The organism is Serratia sp. Sp408 (assembly GCF_057180665.1).
The window spans coordinates 1-22,816 of the sequence record NZ_JBXUFT010000003.1; the positions used below are offsets into that span (position 1 = coordinate 1).

22 protein-coding genes are annotated in these 22,816 nt (G+C 55.8%); 4 read left to right on the top strand and 18 right to left on the bottom strand.

Annotated elements, in window-relative coordinates; all coding sequences use genetic code 11:
* Positions 1-279: 279 nt before the first annotated feature.
* Genes hemG through pepQ form a run of 4 tightly spaced genes read right to left on the bottom strand, consistent with a single transcriptional unit; the run spans position 280 to position 4,265 of the window.
* Complete coding sequence (hemG, locus tag AC2AXP_RS12415; RefSeq protein ID WP_484381711.1) at positions 280-813, bottom strand: menaquinone-dependent protoporphyrinogen IX dehydrogenase; 534 nt, start codon at positions 811-813, stop codon at positions 280-282.
* 19 nt (positions 814-832) lie between these two features.
* A complete protein-coding gene (gene trkH, locus AC2AXP_RS12420; RefSeq protein WP_004957707.1) occupies positions 833-2,284 on the bottom strand; it encodes a Trk system potassium transporter TrkH in 1,452 nt (483 codons plus the stop codon).
* A gap of 35 nt (positions 2,285-2,319) precedes the next feature.
* On the bottom strand, positions 2,320-2,934 hold the full coding sequence (locus AC2AXP_RS12425; protein ID WP_198774049.1) for an IMPACT family protein: 615 nt from the start codon (positions 2,932-2,934) through the stop codon (positions 2,320-2,322).
* Complete coding sequence (gene pepQ, locus AC2AXP_RS12430) at positions 2,934-4,265, bottom strand: Xaa-Pro dipeptidase (RefSeq protein ID WP_484381712.1); 1,332 nt, start codon at positions 4,263-4,265, stop codon at positions 2,934-2,936. The genes AC2AXP_RS12425 and pepQ overlap by 1 nt, the downstream gene beginning before the upstream one ends.
* A 299-nt stretch (positions 4,266-4,564) precedes the next feature.
* Between pepQ and fadB the strand changes: the two genes are divergently transcribed.
* Both fadB and fadA read left to right on the top strand, forming a co-directional pair.
* Positions 4,565-6,754: a fatty acid oxidation complex subunit alpha FadB gene (fadB, locus tag AC2AXP_RS12435; protein ID WP_004957696.1), complete on the top strand. Its 2,190-nt coding sequence runs from the start codon at positions 4,565-4,567 to the stop codon at positions 6,752-6,754.
* 10 nt (positions 6,755-6,764) lie between these two features.
* Positions 6,765-7,928 carry an acetyl-CoA C-acyltransferase FadA gene (gene fadA / locus AC2AXP_RS12440; RefSeq protein WP_039992518.1) on the top strand — a complete coding sequence of 388 codons (1,164 nt, stop codon included), beginning with the start codon at positions 6,765-6,767 and terminating at the stop codon, positions 7,926-7,928.
* A 163-nt stretch (positions 7,929-8,091) separates the two neighbouring features.
* Here fadA and fre read toward each other — a convergent pair whose 3' ends face one another.
* From fre to pepE, 3 genes are all read right to left on the bottom strand, one after another.
* Positions 8,092-8,793 (bottom strand): NAD(P)H-flavin reductase, encoded by a 702-nt coding sequence (gene fre / locus AC2AXP_RS12445; RefSeq protein ID WP_198774051.1) that lies wholly within the window; start codon positions 8,791-8,793, stop codon positions 8,092-8,094.
* A gap of 174 nt (positions 8,794-8,967) precedes the next feature.
* Entirely contained in the window at positions 8,968-10,464 is a 1,497-nt protein-coding gene (ubiD, locus tag AC2AXP_RS12450; protein ID WP_088499811.1) for a 4-hydroxy-3-polyprenylbenzoate decarboxylase, read from the bottom strand.
* Between the two features lie 89 nt (positions 10,465-10,553).
* Entirely contained in the window at positions 10,554-11,279 is a 726-nt protein-coding gene (gene pepE, locus AC2AXP_RS12455; RefSeq protein ID WP_004957683.1) for a dipeptidase PepE, read from the bottom strand.
* Between the two features lie 243 nt (positions 11,280-11,522).
* Between pepE and rfaH the strand changes: the two genes are divergently transcribed.
* Positions 11,523-12,011, top strand: coding sequence for a transcription/translation regulatory transformer protein RfaH (rfaH, locus tag AC2AXP_RS12460; RefSeq protein WP_484381713.1), 489 nt, complete (start codon positions 11,523-11,525; stop codon positions 12,009-12,011).
* 37 nt (positions 12,012-12,048) lie between these two features.
* On the opposite strand, the gene tatD is transcribed toward rfaH, so the two are convergent.
* The 11 genes from tatD to udp form a co-directional block, all read right to left on the bottom strand.
* Entirely contained in the window at positions 12,049-12,831 is a 783-nt protein-coding gene (gene tatD, locus AC2AXP_RS12465; RefSeq protein ID WP_004957677.1) for a 3'-5' ssDNA/RNA exonuclease TatD, read from the bottom strand.
* A gap of 50 nt (positions 12,832-12,881) precedes the next feature.
* Positions 12,882-13,652, bottom strand: coding sequence for a Sec-independent protein translocase subunit TatC (gene tatC, locus AC2AXP_RS12470; RefSeq protein ID WP_004957672.1), 771 nt, complete (start codon positions 13,650-13,652; stop codon positions 12,882-12,884).
* A 3-nt stretch (positions 13,653-13,655) separates the two neighbouring features.
* Positions 13,656-14,201, bottom strand: a complete 546-nt coding sequence (gene tatB, locus AC2AXP_RS12475) for a Sec-independent protein translocase protein TatB (RefSeq protein ID WP_004957669.1) — start codon at positions 14,199-14,201, stop codon at positions 13,656-13,658.
* A gap of 3 nt (positions 14,202-14,204) precedes the next feature.
* Positions 14,205-14,465, bottom strand: a complete 261-nt coding sequence (tatA, locus tag AC2AXP_RS12480; protein WP_088499812.1) for a Sec-independent protein translocase subunit TatA — start codon at positions 14,463-14,465, stop codon at positions 14,205-14,207.
* A 134-nt stretch (positions 14,466-14,599) separates the two neighbouring features.
* The gene (gene ubiB, locus AC2AXP_RS12485) at positions 14,600-16,231 is read right to left on the bottom strand and encodes a ubiquinone biosynthesis regulatory protein kinase UbiB (protein ID WP_004957665.1); all 1,632 of its coding nucleotides are present in this window, start codon (positions 16,229-16,231) and stop codon (positions 14,600-14,602) included.
* Positions 16,228-16,836, bottom strand: a complete 609-nt coding sequence (gene ubiJ / locus AC2AXP_RS12490) for a ubiquinone biosynthesis protein UbiJ (RefSeq protein ID WP_039992517.1) — start codon at positions 16,834-16,836, stop codon at positions 16,228-16,230. Before ubiJ ends, ubiB begins: the two co-directional genes overlap by 4 nt.
* Before the next feature lie 13 nt (positions 16,837-16,849).
* Entirely contained in the window at positions 16,850-17,605 is a 756-nt protein-coding gene (gene ubiE, locus AC2AXP_RS12495) for a bifunctional demethylmenaquinone methyltransferase/2-methoxy-6-polyprenyl-1,4-benzoquinol methylase UbiE (RefSeq protein WP_004957660.1), read from the bottom strand.
* 79 nt (positions 17,606-17,684) lie between these two features.
* Positions 17,685-19,232, bottom strand: coding sequence for a DNA recombination protein RmuC (rmuC, locus tag AC2AXP_RS12500; RefSeq protein ID WP_273868732.1), 1,548 nt, complete (start codon positions 19,230-19,232; stop codon positions 17,685-17,687).
* Between the two features lie 138 nt (positions 19,233-19,370).
* Positions 19,371-19,901 carry a DedA family protein gene (locus AC2AXP_RS12505; RefSeq protein ID WP_039991574.1) on the bottom strand — a complete coding sequence of 177 codons (531 nt, stop codon included), beginning with the start codon at positions 19,899-19,901 and terminating at the stop codon, positions 19,371-19,373.
* Between the two features lie 96 nt (positions 19,902-19,997).
* Positions 19,998-20,780 (bottom strand): tyrosine-protein phosphatase, encoded by a 783-nt coding sequence (locus AC2AXP_RS12510; RefSeq protein WP_484381714.1) that lies wholly within the window; start codon positions 20,778-20,780, stop codon positions 19,998-20,000.
* Between the two features lie 151 nt (positions 20,781-20,931).
* A complete protein-coding gene (udp, locus tag AC2AXP_RS12515) occupies positions 20,932-21,693 on the bottom strand; it encodes a uridine phosphorylase (RefSeq protein ID WP_004957645.1) in 762 nt (253 codons plus the stop codon).
* Positions 21,694-21,963: 270 nt separating this feature from the next.
* Here udp and AC2AXP_RS12520 point away from each other — a divergent pair, with 270 nt between their 5' ends.
* Positions 21,964-22,800, top strand: coding sequence for a dienelactone hydrolase family protein (locus AC2AXP_RS12520; RefSeq protein ID WP_039991570.1), 837 nt, complete (start codon positions 21,964-21,966; stop codon positions 22,798-22,800).
* Positions 22,801-22,816: the final 16 nt, after the last annotated feature.

Here is a 22,816-nt window from a genome sequence, read left to right on the forward strand (position 1 = left end):
GTGCCCACACAGATTGTCTGATAAATTGTTAAAGAGCATCGCCGGCGTTAAAACTCATCGGCGCGGGCTGCGTATACTACGCTTTTCGCCCTGAGAGTCAAGCGTTTATTTCGCTTTCGTCTCACTGACTGGGTGGTTCGTCTTGCGTTTAAGCAGTCGTTGTTCCCGGTCAGTGGAGGCGCATTATAGGGAGTTCTCAGAAGGCCGCAACCCCTAATTTCAAAAAACTTTTCAAGCGCGGCTTTTTTCGACAAAACGCTGCACAAGACAGCGTTTTCGTTACTTTTCGTACGGCAACTGGCGGAATTCCTGGGCAAAGCGGTCTACTTCCTGCCAATTTGTGTATTCCACTTCTTTACTGCTATCCGTTTCCCCGCCGGTCATGCGCATAATAAATTGAATCATGATGCGATCGAACCAGCGGTAGCGCGGATAACGCAATGCGCCGGCGAATACCGCACACTGCGTAGGTCGCCACGGCGAAGCAAGCAGGAACTTGCGCGTATAGCCGTTAGTCTGCGGCGAACGCTTTTCCGGTTTCCGCGCCGTCAGGTTCACCGAGAAAAAAGCGCTCGGCATCTGATTCAAACGCGCGGCATGAACTTTGACGAATTTATCCAACGCCGGATGGAAATGACCGTAACGAATAGATGCACCGATCATGACGCGTTGATACTGCTCAAGATCGACATTCTCTGCCTGCAGCAAATCAATCACCTCACAGCTCAGCGTATCCTGCAGCTGGCTTGCTATATAAGAAGCAATAGCGCGTGTTTGCCCATCACGGCTCGAATACAGAATCAATGCCTTCATGGCGTTACTCCTTATAGGATCATTCACGCCAGAACGTCGGCGTGAAAAGAACGAGCAGAGTGAATACTTCCAGTCGGCCGAATAACATGGTCAATACAAGTATCCATTTTGCCGGCGGTGGCATGGTGGTGAAGTTGTCCGCGACCACCCCCAGCCCCGGCCCCAGGTTGTTCAATGTTGCAGTCACTGCGGCGAACGCCGAGAAGTCATCGACACCGGTGGCGATGATCGCCAGCATACTGATGATAAACACCAGAGCATAAGCAGAGAAGAAGCCCCATACCGCCTCCAGGATACGCTCCGGCAGCGCGCGGTTACCGAGTTTGATGGTATAGACAGCATTGGGGTGCACCAATCTTTTCAGTTCACGCGACCCTTGCAGATACAGCAGCAAAATGCGGATCACTTTCAGGCCGCCGCCGGTCGAACCGGCACAGCCGCCGATGAAGGCTGAACACAGCAACAACATCGGCAAGAACAGCGGCCACTTGGCGATACTGTCGGTCGTAAAGCCGGCCGTAGTCGCCATTGATACCACCTGAAAGAAAGCCTGATTGATGGTTTCCAGACCAGACTGATAAACGCCATGCCACCAAAGTATCACCGTGCAGACCACCACCAGCGTAAGCTGCACGAAGATGAACATGCGAAACTCCGGATCGCGCCAGTAGACCTTCAGGTTTCGGCCGCTCAACAATGCAAAGTGCAAACCGTAGTTACACCCTGATATCAGCAGGAACACCGCAATGATGGTATTGATGGTAGGACTGGCGTAATAACCGATGCTGGCGTCGTGAGTGGAAAACCCGCCAATGGCGATGGTTGAAAAACTGTGGCCAATGGCGTCGAATACCGACATGCCGGCGCCCCACAATGCCAAGGCGCAAGCGATGGTCAACAGTACGTAAATCAGCCACAAGGTCTTCGCCGTTTCGGCAATACGTGGCCGCATCTTGTTGTCTTTCAACGGGCCAGGCATTTCGGCCCGGTAAAGCTGCATGCCACCGACGCCGAGAATCGGCAAAATGGCCACGGCCAGCACGATGATCCCCATGCCGCCCATCCACTGCAGCATCTGGCGATAGAATAAAATCGCCTTGGGCAATGAATCCAGGCCGACCAGAGTCGTCGCGCCGGTGGTAGTCAAGCCGGAGAACGACTCGAAGAAGGCATCGGTAAGGGAAAGGTTGGGCCGCTCGGAAAACAGGAAAGGCAATGCCCCTACGCTACCCAGCACCGTCCAGAACAGGACGACAATTAAAAAACCCTCGCGGGGTTTCAATTCGTTTTTCTGTTTCCGGTTCGGCCACCACAGCATCAGCCCGATGGTCACCGCCACAAAGAAGGTCTGTGTAAACGCCCGGCCGGCCCCGTCACGGTAAATCAACGCCACCAAGCCAGGGATAAACATCGTCCCGGAGAATAAGATGACCAACAAACCAACGATACGGGTTATGGCGCGAAAATGCATTTCAGCACGATCCTTAGCAATTCAGTTGGGGGGGATTATTGCGAAATAGGGGCTAATTGCAAATTACCGCGACTCAGATCACGTAATTTATTGCCGAATGCCTCGACCCCCGTTGCCGGCAGCGCCAGGTGCAACAACACCTTCGCACCATACTCCCCGTGCAAAATCTGCCCTTCCATTTGCTGCAACAAATTTTCGACCAGCGCCAACTGCGCATAGTCACACAGCAAAGTATATTCCAACTGCGGTACTTTGCTGATCAGCGTCAGTTGCTTCAACGCCTGCTGTACGCCATTGCCATAGGCTTTAACCAAACCACCGGTGCCAAGTTTGATACCACCGTAATAGCGCACCACTACCGCGGTGACTTCGCCAATGCCGCTACCCATCAATTGGGCCAGAATGGGTTTGCCCGCCGTACCAGACGGTTCTCCATCATCGGAAAAACCCAATTGCTGCGAATCGCTCGGCGCGCCAGCAACAAAGGCCCAGCAATGATGCCGGGCCGCCGGATGCTCTTCCTTGACTTGTAGAATAAATGCCTTGGCGGCATCTATTCCACAGGTCGGCGCCAAAAAAGTAATAAAACGGCTTTTTTTTATCTCTTCATTCACGCTGATGACGGCCGCAGGAATCGGGTAAGCGTGCATCAGGCCAGATTAAGATCGCGCGTCATGTTTTCTACGCGTTTTTCGTGAATGATGATGTTGTCTTCAATACGAATGCCACCGTAAGGCTTCAGCGCTTCGATGCGTTCCCAGGCAAAGTGCTTGCCGAACTCACCATCGCGCCATGGCGCCAGCAGCGATTCAATAAAGTACAACCCCGGTTCGATGGTCAACACCATGCCCGGTTGCAGTACACGCGTACAACGCAGGAAGGGATACTTGCTCGGCGCAGCCAGATGCGTGCCGTTTTCATCCTGCATAAAACCTGCGGCATCATGCACCTGCAAACCCAGCGGGTGACCCAGGCCATGTGGCAGGAACGGGCAGGTAATGCCATGCTCCACCATGGCTTCTTCACTGATGTCATTCACCAGTTGGTGTTTCTTCAACAGATTGGCAATACGCTGATGCATCTGCACATGATAATCCGTGTAACGCACGCCGGGTTTGATGGTTTCAATCAACGCCAGTTGCTCGTCGTTGAGATCTTTCACCAACTGGGCAAAATCACTGCCGCTCTGCGCCGCATAGGTACGTGTCAAATCGGCCGCATAACCGTTGTATTCGGCACCGGCGTCGATCAGGAAGCTGCGCACCTCGGCCGGTGGCTGGTGATCCAGCTTGGTATAGTGCAGTACGGAAGCATGTTCATTGAGCGCCACAATGTTGTCGTAAGGCACATCGGTATCGCGATGCCCCGTGGCGGTCAGATAGGCCAGATTGATGTCGAACTCGCTCATGCCGGAGAGGAAGGCTTCATGCGCCGCACGATGACCCATTACCGCGGTCTTCTGCGCTTCGCGCATGCATGCCTGTTCGTAACCGGTTTTGATCGAACGGTGAAAATCGAGGTAATTCAGCACCGCCTGCGGATTAATGTTCTCTGCGCTGATGCCCAAATCACGCGCGCGTTGCTGAGCATAACCAATGTACCCCACTCGCTCACGCTGCGGTGGCAACTGCTGGGCAATATCACTGGCATTGGCCAACGGCATCAGTTCGATCGCCTTGGTCCAGAAGCTGTCTGGCAGCACTTCGACGCTATGCCAGTAATCTACTGGAGAATAGAACCACAGCTTCGGTTTGTTAACGCCATCGACCCACAGCCAGCAGTTCGGCACCGTGGTTACCGGTACCCAGGCCTTGAAGTGCGCATTAACTTTAAATGGGTAATGGTGGTCATCCTGAAATACCCGTTGCAGTTCACCGGAATGAATCAGCAACGCATCCAGATTATTACGCGCTAACAGTTCCTGCGCACGTCGTTGCAGTTCAGCCAGGTGGTCATTATACAAAGAAGCCAGCGTTTCCATCACAGTACCCTTATGTCCTCGAGATCGGAATGCGCCATCTTAACACACTGATTCTGCGCTCCAACCCTCCCTCGCCAGGCAGGCGAAACGCCTCGCAAACGAGCCCAGCCGTGATGAAACCTGCGGGTAGCGTGGCCAAACATATAAAAATAATAATCATAAAAATCAAAATATTAAATTATCTCGCTGTGATCGGCGCTGCAAAAACGCAATGTTCCATTTGCATATTGTTAACATAAAAACCACACTCAGCCTCATCTGGTCATACCAGATCACATGCGCTGATTCAGGAGATAGACATGCTCTACCAAGGCGAAACCTTACAACTGCACTGGCTCGATAACGGCATCGCCGAGCTGGTGTTCGATGCCCCCGGTTCAGTCAACAAACTGGACACCCGCACCGTGGCGGCGCTGGGCGAAGCGCTCGCAGTGCTGGAAAAGCAAACTGCGCTGAAGGGTCTGCTGCTGCGCTCCAATAAAGCCGCATTTATTGTCGGTGCCGACATCACCGAATTTCTGTCACTGTTTGCCGCACCGGCAGAAAAGCTCGAACAATGGCTGAATTTTGCCAACGCCATCTTTAACCGTCTGGAAGATCTGCCGGTACCGACCATTTCGGCCATCAATGGCTATGCGCTGGGCGGCGGCTGCGAATGCGTGTTGGCAACGGATTTCCGCGTGGCGTCGCCGGATGCACGTATCGGCCTGCCGGAAACCCGGCTGGGCATCATGCCGGGCTTCGGCGGCTCCGTGCGTCTGCCACGACTGCTGGGTAATGACAGTGCGCTGGAAATTATTGCCGCCGGTAAAGACATCAGCGCCAAAGACGCGCTGAAAGTAGGCCTGGTGGATGCCGTCGTCGCGCCTGAAAAACTGGCGGACGCGGCGCTGAAAATGCTGCAACAGGCGATAGAAGGTCAGCTCGACTGGCGTGCCTACCGCCGACCTAAACTTGAGCCGTTGAAATTAAGCCCAATAGAAGCCGCGATGAGTTTCACCACGGCCAAGGGCATGGTGCTGCAAACTGCCGGCAAACATTATCCTGCGCCAATGACCGCGGTAAAAACCATTGAAGCAGCGGCCAGGATGGGGCGCAACGACGCGTTGAAACTGGAAACCGCCAGTTTTGTGCCATTGGCGCGCTCCAACGAGGCACGTGCACTGGTCGGCATCTTCCTGAACGATCAGTTCGTTAAAAGCCAGGCGAAAAAACTGGCCAATAAGCAGGAAGCGCCAAAGCAGGCAGCAGTACTGGGTGCCGGTATCATGGGCGGCGGCATTGCCTACCAGTCCGCGCTGAAAGGCGTGCCAGTGATCATGAAGGACATTAATGAGAAATCATTGGCGCTCGGCATGAGCGAAGCGGCCAAACTGCTGAACAAACAGTTGGAGCGCGGCAAGCTGGACGGCATGAAGATGGCCGGCGTACTGGCCACCATTCAGCCGACGCTGGACTACGCCGGGATCGAGCGGGCGCAGGTGATTGTCGAAGCCGTGGTAGAAAACCCGAAGGTCAAGGCTGCCGTACTGTCAGAAGTAGAAGCCCTGATTGGTGAACAGACCGTGCTGGCCTCCAATACCTCGACCATTCCGATTAACGAATTGGCCAAATCGCTCAAGCGACCGCAGAACTTCTGCGGCATGCACTTCTTTAATCCGGTGCATCGCATGCCATTGGTCGAAATCATTCGCGGCGAGCACACTAGCGACAGCACCATCGCTGCGGTGGTGTCTTACGCTTCACGCATGGGAAAAACGCCGATTGTCGTCAACGATTGTCCAGGGTTCTTTGTTAACCGTGTGCTGTTCCCCTACTTTGCCGGCTTCAGCCTGCTGCTGCGTGACGGCGCGGACTTCCGCACGGTTGATAAAGTAATGGAGAAACAGTTCGGTTGGCCAATGGGCCCGGCGTATCTGCTTGACGTGGTGGGCATTGATACCGCGCACCACGCCCAGGCGGTGATGGCCGCCGGGTTCCCGGAACGTATGGCAAAAAACTACCGCGACGCGGTGGACGTCATGTTCGACAACCAGCGTTTCGGCCAGAAAAACCAGTTGGGTTTCTACCGCTACAGTCAGGACAGCAAAGGCAAGCCACGCAAAGACAACGACGAGCAAACGGATGCACTGCTGGCCGACGTCAGCCAACCACGCCAGAACATCAGTGGCGAAGAAATCATTGCCCGCATGATGATCCCGATGATCAACGAAGTAGTGCGCTGCCTTGAGGAAGGCATTATCGCCAGCCCGGCCGAAGCGGATATGGCGCTGGTATACGGCATCGGCTTCCCGCCGTTCCACGGCGGCGTTTTCCGCTACCTGGATACCCTGGGCAGCGCCAATTACCTGGACATGGCACAGCGTTACGCGCATCTGGGCGCACTGTATGAAGTTCCGGCCGGCTTGCGCGCCAAAGCCGAACGTAATGAAAGCTACTACCCGGTGGCAGAACCACTCACCGATGTCGCCACTGGCCAACCGGCATGAGGTCGTAAAGATGGAAAATGTAGTGATTGTTGATGCCGTTCGCACGCCGATGGGCCGTTCCAAAGGGGGGGCTTTCCGGCAGGTTCGCGCCGAAGATCTGTCGGCCCACCTGATGCGCGCCGTACTGAGCCGCAACCCGGCGCTGGACGCCACGGCCATTGATGACATTTATTGGGGCTGCGTACAGCAAACCCTGGAACAGGGTTTTAACATCGCCCGTAACGCCGCATTACTGGCGGAGATCCCACATACCGTGCCGGCGGTGACGGTCAACCGCCTGTGCGGCTCCTCCATGCAGGCGCTGCATGACGCCGCACGCGCCATTATGGTGGGCGACGCGCATGTCAGTCTGATTGGCGGCGTGGAACACATGGGTCACGTGCCGATGAACCACGGCGTGGATTTTCACCCCGGACTGAGCCGATCGGTAGCGAAAGCCGCCGGCATGATGGGGCTGACCGCCGAAATGCTGGCCAAGATGCATAATATCAGCCGTCAAATGCAGGATGAGTTTGCTGCCCGCTCGCATCAGCGCGCCTATGCGGCAACCCAGTCTGGCCACTTTAAAGCGGAAATCATTGCCACCACCGGCCACGATGCCGACGGGGTGCTGACCCGCTACGACTATGACGAAGTAATCCGCCCAGAAACGACCGTCGAAAGTCTGGCCGCACTGCGTCCGGCCTTTGATCCGGTCAACGGAACGGTTACTGCCGGTACGTCGTCAGCCCTGTCCGATGGTGCATCCGCCATGCTGCTTATGAGTGAGTCACGTGCCAACGCGCTCGGCCTGAAAGCGCGGGCACGCATCCGCTCGATGGCGGTGGTCGGCTGCGATCCTTCCATCATGGGTTATGGCCCGGTACCCGCCAGCCAACTGGCGCTAAAGCGCGCCGGTCTGAGCATACAGGACATTGGCCTGTTCGAACTGAACGAAGCCTTTGCCGCTCAGTCATTGCCCTGCATCAAGGATCTGGGGTTGCTCGACAGCCTCGACGACAAGGTCAACCTGAACGGCGGCGCCATCGCCCTTGGGCACCCATTGGGCTGCTCCGGATCGCGTATTTCTACCACCTTGCTGAACCTGATGGAGCGCCGGGACGTGCAGTTTGGTCTGGCGACCATGTGCATCGGCCTGGGTCAGGGGATCGCCACGGTATTTGAACGCGTATAGCTGTGTCTATCTTCGGCGATTCCGGCAGCCAATGCCGGGTCGTCGCGCACGTTTTGTTGCCGTACTTCCCGCCTGTCAGGGGCGGGTTTTTTATGCCTGCCGTTTGGTACAGGCAAAAAAATAGGGCAGCGCCGGGCCACCCTACTGATACATCACATGTCGATCAAATAAACGAAAAGGCATCGCCGAACATGCGCGCTTCTTGTGCACCGCGTTCAGCACAGAAACGTTCACGTGCAATCTTCGCCATTTCAAACCGACCGGCAATATAAATATCATGCCCTGCCAGCGAACCGAAATCCTGCAATACTGCGCTCAACACGGTACCGCTACGGCCACGCCACTCGGCTTCAGGCTGTTCGACCACCGGGATCACGTTCAGGTTGGGGTGTTGCAGCGACAGCGCTTCCAGTTCGCTCAGATCGTACAGATGCTTCAGTTCGCGCCCGCCCCAATAGATGGAAACCTCGCGATTAGGCTGCTGTTCCAACGCGGTCAGCAAGATCGAACGCGCGTAGGAAAAACCGGTGCCGCCGGCAATCAACACCAGCGGACGACTGCCGTCTTCACGCAGCCAGGCATCGCCGTGCGGCATATCCACGTTAATCGCCTGCTCTTTCAAGATACGATCCATCACCGCCATGGCATACAGATTCAGTTCTGATGCGCCGATGTGCAGCTCGATATAATCCTGCTGCTTCGGGGTTGAGGCCAGCGAAAACGGACGCTTGTCGCGCTCGTCCATCACCACCATCAGATATTGTCCTGCCTTGAATGAAACCGGCGCTTCCGGCACCAGACGTACCCGATAAACGGTATCGGTAATGGCCTCTACCGAGGTCACTGTACAGCTCAATATTGTCATGCGTTCCCTCTGTCGGGTCATCTATGCAAAACTGAGAACAAAGCCTGACATACCCACCATAGTTGCAGCCGCATCTTCGTTGGCTTCCCCACACACCCCAGCCTCTTACGCGAGTAAGCGGTCAGGAATGCGTTGCGTTACCGCCGCAATGCCACTCCAATTACGTTGGCTACATTATAATGTCGGTTCTCTGTCACTGAAAATTGCGAGCTCATCCCAGATTTCATCGACGCGCGCGCGCACCTTTTCATCCATCTGGATCGGACGGCCCCACTCGCGCTGGGTTTCACCCGGCCATTTATTGGTGGCGTCCAGCCCCATCTTCGATCCCAGCCCGGAAACCGGCGAGGCGAAGTCCAGATAATCGATTGGCGTATTCTCCACCATCACGGTATCCCTTGCCGGATCCATTCGTGTGGTGATCGCCCAAATCACATCATTCCAGTCACGTGCGTTGACGTCGTCGTCGCAGATAATGACAAACTTGGTGTACATAAACTGACGCAGGAACGACCAGACCCCCATCATCACTCGCTTGGCGTGACCAGGATACTGTTTTTTGATGGTCACCACGGCCAGGCGGTACGAACAGCCCTCCGGCGGCAAATAGAAGTCGACGATTTCCGGGAACTGCTTTTGCAGGATCGGCACGAACACTTCGTTCAGCGCCACCCCCATTACTGCCGGCTCGTCCGGTGGACGGCCAGTGTAAGTCGAATGATAAATGGCATCGCGGCGCTGGGTGATATGGGTGACGGTGAATACTGGGAAATGGTCGATCTCGTTGTAATAACCGGTATGGTCACCGTACGGGCCTTCAGGTGCCATCTCGCCCGGCTCGATATAGCCTTCAAGGACGATTTCCGCACTGGCAGGGACTTCGAGATCGTTGGAGATGCACTTGACCACTTCGGTCTTGTTACCACGCAACAGCCCGGCGAAGGCGTATTCGGACAGGTTGTCCGGCACCGGCGTCACCGCACCAAGAATGGTCGCCGGATCGGCTCCCAACGCCACCGCCACCGGGAAACGCTCACCGGGATGCGCCTGACACCATTCCAGATAATCCAGCGCGCCGCCACGATGCGACAGCCAGCGCATGATGACCTTGTTCTTGCCCAGCACCTGCTGACGATAGATACCAAGATTTTGACGCTCCTTGTGCGGCCCGCGGGTAACGGTCAGGCCCCAGGTGATCAGCGGCGCGGCGTCTTCCGGCCAGCAGTGCATCACCGGAATGCGGCCGAGATCGACGTCATCCCCTTGCCACACCTGCTCCTGACAGGGTGCGGAACCCAATACCTTGGTCGGCATATTCAGTACTTGTTTAAACTTTGGCATCTTGTCGAACAGATCGCGGAAGCCTTTCGGCGGCTCTGGCTCTTTCAGGAAAGCCAGCAACTTGCCCACGTCACGCAGCGCGCTGACGTCTTCCTGGCCCATGCCCATCGCCACGCGATTGGCGGTGCCGAACAGATTGCACAGCACCGGCATGTCGTAACCTTTCGGGTTTTCGAACAGCAGCGCCGGGCCGCCCGCACGCAACGTGCGATCGGCAATTTCTGTCATTTCCAGATAGGGATCGATCGGCTGGCTGATGCGTTTTAGTTCCCCTCTCTTTTCCAGCAACGAGAGGAAATCGCGTAAGTCACGGTATTTCATGCTGATCATTATAACGGCCAGTGAGGAGGGCATTATAAGCCCTCTTCACGGTTGTTGCTGCAATTTTGTTAAACAAAGGGCGATGCTTCGACACTCTGTCAGTGACAATCAAACGACACCAGCGGGCGCAATGCCAGCGTATCGTGATATTCCTGCGGCTCCTGCCCATGGCGGAAAATCTTGAAACCCTGCTCGCGCGCGCTGAAATAATGCAGATCGTTGCCGCTGACTCGCAGCAGACTGCCCTCACGCAACGCCACCACCGATTCACTCGGATTCACCGCACAGAACTCCGCCAAACGTTCATCACGCGTTTCCCCCATATGCCCGCTGATATGCGCGTCAATATAGTGCGGGTTGATTTGCAGCGGAAACAGCCCCAGCGCCGGCAACACCACGCTGTTGCGCACCGGCATATCATTGGTGGTGCGAATACTTGGCGTCGCCACGTTACAACCGGCGCTCCAGCCGACATAAGGCACATTACGCTCGCGTACCGCACGCTGGATAGGCACGATCAGCCCCTGCTCATGCAGTTGCTGGTTCAGCATCCAGGTATTACCGCCGCTGATCAGAATACATTCAGCCTGCTCGATAGCCGCTGCCGGCGATGCCGCATGATGAATGCTGCTGACCGCGATACCCAGAGTTTGTGCCAATTCCTCGGCCCTTTGATCGTAATCACTGCGGATAAGCGCATAGGGAATCAACAGCGCTGAAGTGATGTTACGGCGCTCAATCATCGCCCGCAACTGAGGCTTGGCATACCCCAACAGTTCGGATTCACCTGAAAGTTTGCCGTTACTCAGCAGAAATAGCTCCATTTCTCTCCCTCGTTCGTAGAATGATGAATAGCGTCACATAGGCAACAGCGCCAGCTTGCCATACTGTCACGGTAACAAATTTTTAGCCCCCTGTTATACCCGAGCAGGTTGGCAAAGAGTGTGACAAGGCGCAAAAGCTGCCAATTCAAACAGATAGACGCACATAGCGCGCGAATTCGCTTCACTAGGTATCCGTAATAGCTTTTGTTATGCTTACCTGCTGACTGAAAGGCATGTGAAATTATGGAATCTTGGTATCTACTGTATTGCAAACGCGGCCAGCTGTTGCGGGCGCAGGAACATTTGGAACGGCAGGCGGTGAACTGCCTGAGTCCGATCATTACGCTGGAAAAAATCGTGCGTGGCAAACGTACCGCGGTCAGCGAACCCCTGTTCCCCAATTACCTGTTTGTGGAATTTGACCCTGAGCGCATCCATACCACCACCATCAGCGCCACGCGCGGCGTCAGCCACTTTGTGCGTTTCGGTTCACTACCGACGATGATTCCACTCAAGGTAATAGAAGAACTGCGGGCACATACCAGCGACAGCTATGTCGATCCGGAAACGCCACAGCCGGGCGATACCGTGCTGATTACCGACGGCGTGTTCGAAGGGCTGCACGCGATTTACACCGAACCCGACGGTGAAGCTCGCTCGATGCTGCTACTTAACCTGATCAATAAACAGATCACACAAAGCCTGGATAATCGCCAGTTCGAAAAAATGTAAACGTAGCGGGCGTGTTTTGTGCCCGATAGCGGCTTACTCAGGTCAATTGGAAGATGCGGCGCGCATTTTGATCGGTTATCTGCCCCAGCCACTGAGGATCTTCCTGCCGCCAGGCGGCGACCTGTCGGACAAGGTGGGGCAAAAAACCCGGTTCGTTGCGGCGAGATGCCGGTTTGGGCTGTAAATCCCGTGGCAGCAGATAGGGAGCATCGGTTTCCAACAGCAAACGGTCCGCCGGGATCTGCGGCAATAATGCGCGCAACGCCAATCCACGCCGCTCGTCGCATACCCAGCCGGTAATGCCGACGGACAACCCAAGGGACAAACAGTCCGTTAACTCTTCTGCCGTACCGGTAAAACAATGCACTACGGCAGCGGGCAATTTATCCAGCCATGGCGACAGCAGTGCAACAAATCGCGAGTGCGCTTCACGGCAATGCAGAAACACCGGCATCTGCAAATCGGCAGCTAACGCCAACTGCGCGCTGAATGCCGCTTCCTGTTGGTCGGGCGTAGAAAAGTTTCGATTGAAATCCAATCCACATTCACCGATTGCCACCACCTCTGGCCTACCGGCCAACGCCCGTAGCTGCTCGGCGGTCTGCGTATTCCATTCACTGGCATGATGAGGATGCACACCGGCAGTCGACCAGCAATAATCGCGATAATCTTGCGCCAGCGCGCTGGCGGCCAGACTTTCCTGTACGCAGGTGCCGGTTATCAGCATACCGGTTACGCCAGCCTGACGCGCGCGATCCACTACCTGTGCGCCATCTTTGGCAAATTGAGAACTGGTCAGATTAACGCCAATATCAAACATGGTTTTTCCAAAGCAAAAACCGCCCAATCAGGGCGGTTCAGAGAAACAGATCAAGGCACCGGGTGCTCATCACCCTCGTCTTCTTCTTCCGGCTGTGGCCGGCGCTTGCCAACGTAGAACCTGGCGCAGAACACCCCGACTTCAAACAACAAGTACATCGGGATCGCCAACAGAGTTTGCGAAAATACGTCCGGCGGCGTCAGCAGCATTCCTACCACAAAAGCCCCGACCAGAACGTAAGGCCGCTTCTTGCGCAGATCTTCAGGCGTGGTGACACCGCTCCAGCAAAGTAGAATGATTGCCACCGGCACTTCAAACGCCACGCCAAAGGCCATAAACAGCGCCATGACGAAATCAAGATAGTTATTGATATCGGTAGCAATCAGTACGCCAACCGGCGCGGTTTTGGCAAAAAAACCAAACGCCAGCGGGAACACGATGAAATAGGCAAATGCCATGCCCAGATAGAACAGCAGGCTGCTGGAAAACAGCAGCGGCATCATCAGGCGACGTTCGTGTTTATACAGCGCCGGAGCGATAAATGCCCAAACCTGATACAGAATGACCGGGGCAGAAACGAACACCGAAACAATCATCGTCAGTTTGATCGGCGTAAAGAAAGGCGAGGCCACGTCGGTGGCTATCATACTGGCCCCTGCGGGCAGCTGCTTGATTAACGGTGCAGAAACCAGCTGGTAAATATCATTGGCAAAAAACACCAATGCGATAAAAATCACCAGTACGCTGATAATCGAGTTCAACAGACGCTTACGCAGTTCAATCAGATGACTGATAAGCGGCTGGGTTTCTTCAACAGCCATGTTTTAACGATCGCCATTAGGTTGGTGAGACGCAGGGGTTTTACCCACAACAGGTTCGATGCTGGCCTTGGTCGCGTGTTCGGCAGCCGGCAGCGACTCAGGCGGCGCTACCGGCGGCGCATTTTCCACTGCTTTAGGCGTGGCGGCCGGAGCCGTCACGCTACTTGCCGCCTCAGCAGGGGTGACGCCGTCATGTAGCGCCTCCGGCTCGGTTACCAGCGGATTATGAATCGTCGGAGCAGGGTCATCGCCATGGTCGGTATACGAGCGTTTCAGCGATTCAGCCGCATCTTTCAGTTCATCCATCGATGCCTTCAGCTCTGGCGTCAGATTCTGCAACCCGGCCTGCTCGGCCTTTTTCAAACTGTCCTGCAGTTCTTGCAGCTTCAACTCTTGAGACAGTTCGTTTTGCACCGACGCGGCCAGCGAACGTAGCGCGCGGATCCAGCCCGCAACCGTTCTTACCGCGACTGGCAATCGTTCCGGCCCAAGCACCACCAAACCGATTACCAATACCAGCAGCAGTTCACTAAACCCAATGTCAAACACGGTTTATACCTGCTCTTTGTTCTTCGACTCTTCAGTTTTCGCTTCCGGCTGCTTATCGGTGATAGGCTTAGCCGTAAAGTCAGCATCGTGACTGTTTTTTTCAGTGGTGTTCGCTGGCGGTGTATTATCATCGCCAATCGCTTTTTTGAAGCCCTTGATTGATGCACCGAGATCTGACCCCAGAGTACGGAGTTTATTGGTACCGAACAGCAGCACCACGATCACTGCGATGATCAACAATTGCCAAATACTAATACCGCCCATTCCAATTACCTCTATCTTTACAGGGGTTATTTCAATTTGCCGCATTATACGGCAATTTTTAACCAGGTTACGAGCCCCTCAGCGCCATTCTCGTCATACAGCGGCACCGAGAACGTGGGCAAAGGGGAATATATTCAGCTCGCGCGTTTCCAACCCACTAGCCAGGCGACGACTCCGCCGGCCATCATCCAGGCCGGGAGCACCTCGGTGCCCCCCAACAGCAGCATCGTGCCACTGACTAACAGTGTAGCGCCAACGCCGAACAAATAACGTGATTGGCCTTGGCGAACGCGCTGCGCCTGCATTTGGTGAGTCAGCTTATCGACGCTTTGTTGCAACAGTTTGTGCTGTTGCAAACTGTCATAAAATAATTCAGGTAATTCAGGAAGTTTCTCCGCCCAGAACGGGGCTTTTTCCTTCAGCGCGCGCACCACTGCGGGGATGCCGACCTGATCGCGCAGCCAGCTTTCCAGGAACGGCTTCGCCGTGGTCCACAGATCCAGTTGCGGGTAGAGCTGCCGCCCCAGACCTTCAACATACAACAAGGTCTTCTGTAATAACACCAGTTGCGGCTGGACTTCCATATTGAAACGGCGCGCGGTATTAAACAAGTTCAGTAATACGTTGCCGAAAGATATTTCCGCCAGCGGCTTTTCGAAAATGGGCTCGCATACGGTGCGAATGGCAAACTCAAAGTCCTCGACGTTGGTATCACGCGGTACCCAGCCGGAATCAACGTGCAACTCCGCCACCTTGCGATAATCCCGGTTAAAGAAAGCAATAAAGTTTTCAGCGAGATAGCGCTTGTCGTCTTTGTTAAGGGAACCGACGATGCCGCAGTCGATGCCGATATAGCATGGATCTTCCGGATGTTCGTAGCTGACAAATATGTTGCCTGGGTGCATGTCGGCGTGGAAAAAGCTGTCACGGAACACCTGGGTAAAGAATACCTGGACACCACGTTCTGCCAGCAGCTTCATGTTGGTGCCCTGCTTTTCCAGCGTAGGGATATCGGAAACCGGTATGCCATAGATGCGTTCCATCACCAGCACACTTTCGCGACAGTAGTCCGAATAGACTTCCGGCACGTACAGCATCGGGCTGCCTTCAAAATTACGGCGCAGTTGGATGGCGTTCGCCGCTTCACGCAGCAGGTTCAACTCATCCAGCAGGGTCTTTTCATATTCGCGCACCACTTCACGCGGGCGCAGACGGCGGCCGTCCGGCAACAGCTTCGGCACCCAGCCGGCCAAACGGTACATCAAGCGTACATCGGCCTTGATAATCGGCCCAATATCGGGACGAATCACCTTCAGCACCACTTCCTGACCGTTGCTTTTCAAGCGCGCGGTATGCACCTGGGCAATGGAGGCGGAGGCCAGCGCCTGCTGGTCAAAATCGTCAAACCATTGTTCCAGTGGGCCCCCCATCGCCAGTTCAATATGCTGGCGCGCCAACGCGCCGTCAAACGGCGCTACCCGATCCTGCAACAGGGTCAGTTGATCGGCAATCTGCGGCGGGAACAAATCACGCCGCGTCGACATCATCTGGCCAAACTTGATCCATACCGGGCCCAGCTCTTGCAATGCCAGCCGTAAACGCTCGCCCAACGGTTTGTCCTTGTGACGATTTGGCATCCAGAACAGCAGACGGCGACCAATACGCAACGGCAGCGTCAGCCGTATCCTGGGAATCAGTTCATCCAGGCCATAACTGAGAAAAACACGCACGATCAAATACAGGCGGCGTAGTTCGCCAGGGGTCATCGCTTACCCTCCAACTTGTCCATGCGGACTAACAGGGATTCAACATCGCGGCTCACCGCATCCACTTCTTCATTGAACCACACGACTTCCAGGGGACCTGGCGCCACGCGCCATTCTTCGGTCAACGTTTCCGCCACGTAATGCAGTTGGCTTTGCACCCCCGCTCTAAGCAGGCCGGCGCCTTTGCCGAACACCTGGGTGATACCTTGCGCTGCGATATCGCCGACGTAAGGAGCCAGCCATTCCGCCGGATCCCATTCAGCCAGATCGAGTAATCCCACCAGTTGTTGGACAACCTGTATATCGCCTTCGACAATCAGCTCGCCGCTACGCATCAGCGGTGACAGCTGCTGACGATCGCGCAACTTCAGCAGCACCGGTATTCGGCTTTGCACCGTACAGTCGGCGCTGTCTTCCGATTGGCCGAGCACGTCTACCCGCTGCTCGCTGAAGATCAGTATCAGCGGCGAGGAAAACTCTTGCAGTTCGATACGCAGCACTTTGCCGGCCAAGCGCTGACGGGCCATCTTCATGCTACGATCGCGGAACAGCAGACTATTGAGCGTGGTTTCCAGCACGCCGGTCAGCAAGGGGGTTAACAGCATCGGCATGTCCATATCAGAACTTGAAGCCGCGATGTAAAGCGACAATGCCGCCGGTCAGGTTGAAATAGCTGACGTTTTCAAAACCGGCGGTCTGCATCATGCCTTTCAGCGTTTCCTGATCCGGATGCATGCGAATCGACTCGGCCAGGTAACGGTAACTGTCCGGATCTTTCACCACCAGTTCGCCAATCTTCGGCAATACGTGGAAGGAGTAAGCGTCGTAGGCTTTGCTCAACGGCTCCAGCAGCGGCTTGGAAAACTCCAGCACCAGCAGACGGCCGCCCGGCTTTAGGACGCGGAACATGGAACGCAGTGCCTTGTCTTTGTCGGTGACGTTGCGCAACCCGAAGGAAATGGTAATGCAATCGAAATAGTTGTCCGGGAACGGCAGCGCTTCGGCGTTGGCCTGCACATAGCTGATGTTGCCGACAATGCCACGGTCGCGCAGTTTTTCGCGGCCCATCTTCAGCATCGATTCGTTGATATCCGCCAGCACCACCTGCCCTTGTTCACCCACCATGCGGGAGAACTTGGCGGCCAGGTCGCCAGTACCGCCGGCCAGATCCAGCACGCGCTGGCCCCGGCGCACGCCGCTGCAATCGATGGTAAAACGCTTCCAGACACGATGGATGCCAAACGACATCAGATCGTTCATCACGTCATATTTTGCGGCTACCGAGTGAAAAACGTCAGCAACCATGGCCTGTTTTTCTTCACGGGCTACGGTGCGAAAACCGAAATCGGTGGTTTCCTGCGATTGATCTGCCATTGTCCTGCCTGCTATTCAGTCAATTTTGTGTTGTGGAGTGTACCAGAACCCGGCGAAATACCCCACCTTGCAGCGGCGTTCAGCCTTGCGATGCGTGGCGTGATTCCCGGCCGTCCTGGTCGTCATGGGCTTCTGACAGCGCGCTGATGTGTTCCTCGTCCGCCGCCGGCGAATCCCCCCGATCCTGAGCGCTGGCCTGCTGCGCCAACAGCGGGTTGATCGGGCGTTTTACTTCGACCCCCAGCGCGCGGAAACCTTCAGTCTGGCCGATAAGATTACCACGGCCTTCACTCAGTTTGTTCATCGCCTGGCGATAGCTCCCCTGCGCTTTGTCGAGGCTTTGCCCCAACGCCGACATATCATCGACAAACAGTCGCATTTTGTCATACAACCGCGCAGCACGATCGGCGATACGCTGGGCGTTCTGGCTCTGATGCTCATAGCGCCACAGGTTGGTGATGGTACGTAACGCCACCAGCAGCGTGGTCGGACTAACCAGCATGATATTGTGCTTCAGCGCTTCGCTGATCAATTCGGGCTCCCGATCTATCGCCAACAGGAAGGCCGGTTCGACCGGGATAAACATCAGCACGTAATCGAGCGAGCGCAAGCCCGGTAATTGCTGATAATCCTTGCGGCCCAGCAAACGAATATGCCCGCGCAGCGATGCGATATGTTCGCTCAACGCCGCTTCTCGCTCCGCGTCGTCTTCGCTGTTGAAATAGCGCTCGTAGGCCACCAGCGACATTTTGGCGTCGATCACCACGTCTTTCCCCTGCGGCAACCGCACTATTACGTCCGGCTGCATACGACTCTGGTGATCCAGCCGCACGTTGACCTGGGTTTCGTATTCATGACCTTCGCGCAGGCCGGACGCTTCGAGTACCCGGCTCAGCACCACCTCGCCCCAATTGCCCTGGGTTTTGTTATCCCCTTTCAACGCCTTGGTGAGGTTGATCGCCTCCCGAGCCATCTGGGCATTCAACTGTTGCAGATTACGGATTTCATGCGTCAGGGTATGGCGCTCCCGTGCCTCCTGACCAAAGCTGTCCTGCACCTGGCGGCGGAAACCGTCGAGCTGTTCACGCAGCGGCAGCAGCAGGCGATCCAGACTCTGCCTGTTCTGTTCATCCACTTTACGACCGCTGTGCTCAAATATTCGGTTGGCCAGGTTTTCGAACTGGGTAGTCAGACGCTGCTCGCTATTGATCAGCAGGCGCTGTTTTTCCTCTGCGGCCATGCGCGTTTCTTCCAGACGGATAGTGACTTCGCGCAGCTCGGCTTCCTGCACGCTGTTCACCTCACGCTGGGCGCGCAGTTCCTGATTCAGCAGTTCGCATTCGTTGCGCCAGTGCTCGAGCTGGCTCAGCTTTTCCTGCGTCGCCGCCAGTTGCCCGTGCACGTTGCGCAGCTCGAGATCGTTTTGCCGCAACTGCTGTTCCTGGCGCTGTAGCGTTTCCTGGCGCAGCGTGATGTCCTGCTGCGCCTGATGCAGCGACTGCTCCAGCAGGCGCAGTTCGGTTTCGTGCTGCGCCTGATTTTGCTGAACCCGCAAATTGGCGATCAACCACCCGAGCAATAAGCCGACCACGCTCCCGCCAATACCGTAAATCAGACTGGTATCCACCCTGCCTCCCGTTACCCTGTTCTATTCCAGCGCGTAACACGCCCGCTGCGGTCACGTTAAGGGGAGACTGTATGGATGTCCAGCCTGATTTGCATGTTGCAGGTAATAATGCGAAACGCTGAGCAAACAGCAAAAGCGCTAGCCAAACCACTGGCTTAGCCACTTGATACCAAATGCGCCCGGCGCAAGAATGCCGAACGCCCAAATCATCGCCGAGGTAATATTGGCCAATTGAAAATAGCGCTGCGGCATGGCACAGATGCCGCCGACCAGCGGCACTACGGCGCGCAGGGGGCCAAAGAAGCGCCCGAAGAAGATGCCGAGCACGCCCCAGCGTTCAAAAAACGCGTGGCCACGCACCAGCAGTTGCGGATTGCGTGACAGCGGCCACATATGCGCCACCCGCTGCTGATAATGGTAGCCGACCCAATAGGAAAGCCAATCGCCAAAAAAGGCGCCCGCCGCCGCGGCAGCCCAAATCGGCCAGAACGCAATGCCGCTTTCGCCAATCAGCGCCCCCAACGCCAGCAGGATCACCGTGGCTGGCAGCAACAGCGACAGAAACGCCAGCGATTCGCCAAAAGCCAGGAAGAAAATGATGGGAATGGCCCAGCCCTCGTGCTGCCGCACGACTTCGCTGACCCAGTGGATAATGTCGTTCAGATTCAAACCCGTCTCCTTGATACCGGATATCCTTTGCCCAAGGATACGCAATGCCCGCCGACGTTGGTTAAACCCCGGCTAAACATTGCGCTTGCTGTACGACTATTCCAGATAGTGCGCCCGCAGGGTTTCGCGCTGGCTGTCCCCCAGCCCGTACTCCGCTTCCAGCCAGCGATCGGTGCTGCCGTACTGTGTATCGATGCAGCCAAGCGCAGTCATCAGGAACTCTTCGCGAGCGCTCAATACGAAGGCAAACTGCGCCAGCGCCGCGTCGTTCAGGCGAATGGACAGCTGATCCAGCATATGTTCGCGGAAGCTGGCCAGCGTGGTTTCCGTCAGCAGATAGTCTTCCACAACCGTGGCCCGGTCTGCCCCCAGCGCGAACAACACCAGTGCCGAACCGATGCCGGTACGGTCCTTGCCCACCGCACAGTGCTGAACAATAGCGCCGGCGTCCGGCTGCGCCAGCAGGTTGGCCAACTGCCGATATGCCGCATTGCCAAACGGTAATCGACGATACAGTTCCAGCATGAAGGCCCGCGCGTCAAAGTTTGCCAGGGTTTCGCTGGTCAGGCTTTCCAGGTTGGCGTTAACCTCGTTGCTCAACGGGTTGGCCGGGAAATGGTGGTAATCGGCACCGCTCCACAGCACATCCGGTTTGGCTTGTACTTCGTCGGCATCGCGATAGTCGAGCACTGACCGTACCGGCACGCCGGCCAGAAAGGTACAGTCATTTTCGGTCAACCGTTCGAGCAAACCGGAACGAAACAGTAAACCGCGTTTGATACGGCGGCCATCGGCCACGCTGTTGCCGCCCAAGTCACGGAAGTTGATACCACCGTCAAGCGGCGCAAGTGAAGGATGAAGCAGAATCTGGGCAGTCATAGACATCCTCTTGATTATTGTCGAAGAAAGCACCAGCGGTGCCAAGACAACGCGGCAATCATGACGATCTGCCGACGCCGGAGAAGACCACCGTAACAGATTACGCCTGAATGGAGAAACGGGCCGCGTGAGGGCCCGTTGCATTGGAGGATTACAGCAGGCGGCGCGCCGCGTCCACCACGATTTGCACCGCATGGCTTTCGGTTTGCTTCATGGTTTCCGCATTCGGAATTTCCTGCTGGGTACGGTTAACGATCACGCCGGCCACCATACCGGCACGCAGGCCCTGACTGGCGCACATGGTCAACAGCGTCGCGGATTCCATTTCATAGTTCATTACGCCCATGGATTGCCACTCTTCCATCGAGCCTTTGAACCGGCTGACCACGCGACCGGAATAGGTATCATAACGTTCCTGGCCCGGGTAGAAAGTATCGGAGGACGCGGTCACGCCAATATGCGTGTTGGCACCGCTGGCTTTGGCTGCTTCAACCAACGCGGTGGTGCAGGCGAAGTCCGCTACCGCCGGGAATTCCATTGGCGCAAAATGCAGGCTGGCACCGTCAAGGCGTACCGCCGCCGTGGTCACCAGCACATCACCGACGTTGATATGCGGCTGAATCGCGCCAGTAGTACCAATGCGCAGGAAAGTGCGAATGCCCAGTTGCGCCAATTCCTCTACTGCGATAGAAGTGGAAGGGCCGCCGATGCCAGTCGAGCAAACGATAACCGCTTTGCCGTCCAATTCTGCACGCCATGAGGTGAATTCACGATGGGACGCCAGATGCACTGGGTTTTCCATCAATTTGGCGATTTTCTCTACACGCTGCGGATCGCCAGGAACAATCGCAAGCTGAGCCCCTTGTAAATCATTTTTGGTGAGGCCGAGATGGAAAACGTCAGACTGAGACATAAGAGACTCCTCATAGATCAGATTATTGGGAGGAACAAAAAAGTACTCTACTGAAAATCAACGCCCTTTTTCGTGACCAACATCACCACCAATAAAGAAACGAATTACGATCTACATAATTTTTGTGATTTATATCACAGAAATGGCCGTTCTCACCGCTGCGTTTTGTCCAAGTCTAGCCACTACAGGCACACGCACCACGATGACAACCGGGCGCAATCTTACCTATAGTTACTTGCAGAACTGCTTTTCTCTTGCATGGAGACCGCAATGAAAACCGAATACGTGATGACATTAAAACAGGCCAAAGAGGGTTTTAATCCGGCCACCACGCCGTTGGCTGCAACCACTGTTTATACCGACGACGCAGGCATTCATGCGGGTGAAACCACCATTCCGTCACAGGGTGACGACCTGCCGGCCTTTATCGCCAAACCGGCCGCTCATAACGGCCCCTTCCCGGTGGTACTGGTGGTACAGGAAATCTTCGGCGTTCATCAGCATATTCAGGATCTGTGCCGCCGGCTGGCTAAAGAGGGCTATCTGGCGATCGCGCCTGAGCTGTATTTCCGCCAGGGTGAAGCACGAGATTACAGCGATATCAGCGAACTGCTGCAAAAACTGGTCAGCAAAGTGCCAGATAAGCAAGTGCTGATCGATTTGGATCATACCGCCAATTGGGCCATACGCCATGGTGGCGATGCCAGCAAGTTGGCGATCACCGGTTTTTGCTGGGGTGGGCGCATTACCTGGTTGTATGCGGCGCATAACCCGCAACTGAAAGCCGCCGTCGCCTGGTACGGCAAATTGGTGGGAGAGAAAACCCTCAACTCACCGAAACACCCGGTGGATATCGCCACGCAGCTGACGGCGCCGGTATTGGGGTTATACGGCGGGCAGGACGGCAGTATCCCGCAGGAAACGGTGGAAAGTATGCGCCAGGCGATCCGCGCCGCCAACGCGGATGCCGACATCGTGGTCTATCCGCAAGCGGGCCACGCGTTTAACGCCGATTACCGCCCCAGTTACCATGCCGAATCAGCGCAGGACGGCTGGCAACGCATGCTGGACTGGTTTATCCAGCATGGCGTGGTGGGGGTGAAATAAGCACCGCACGGGCTCG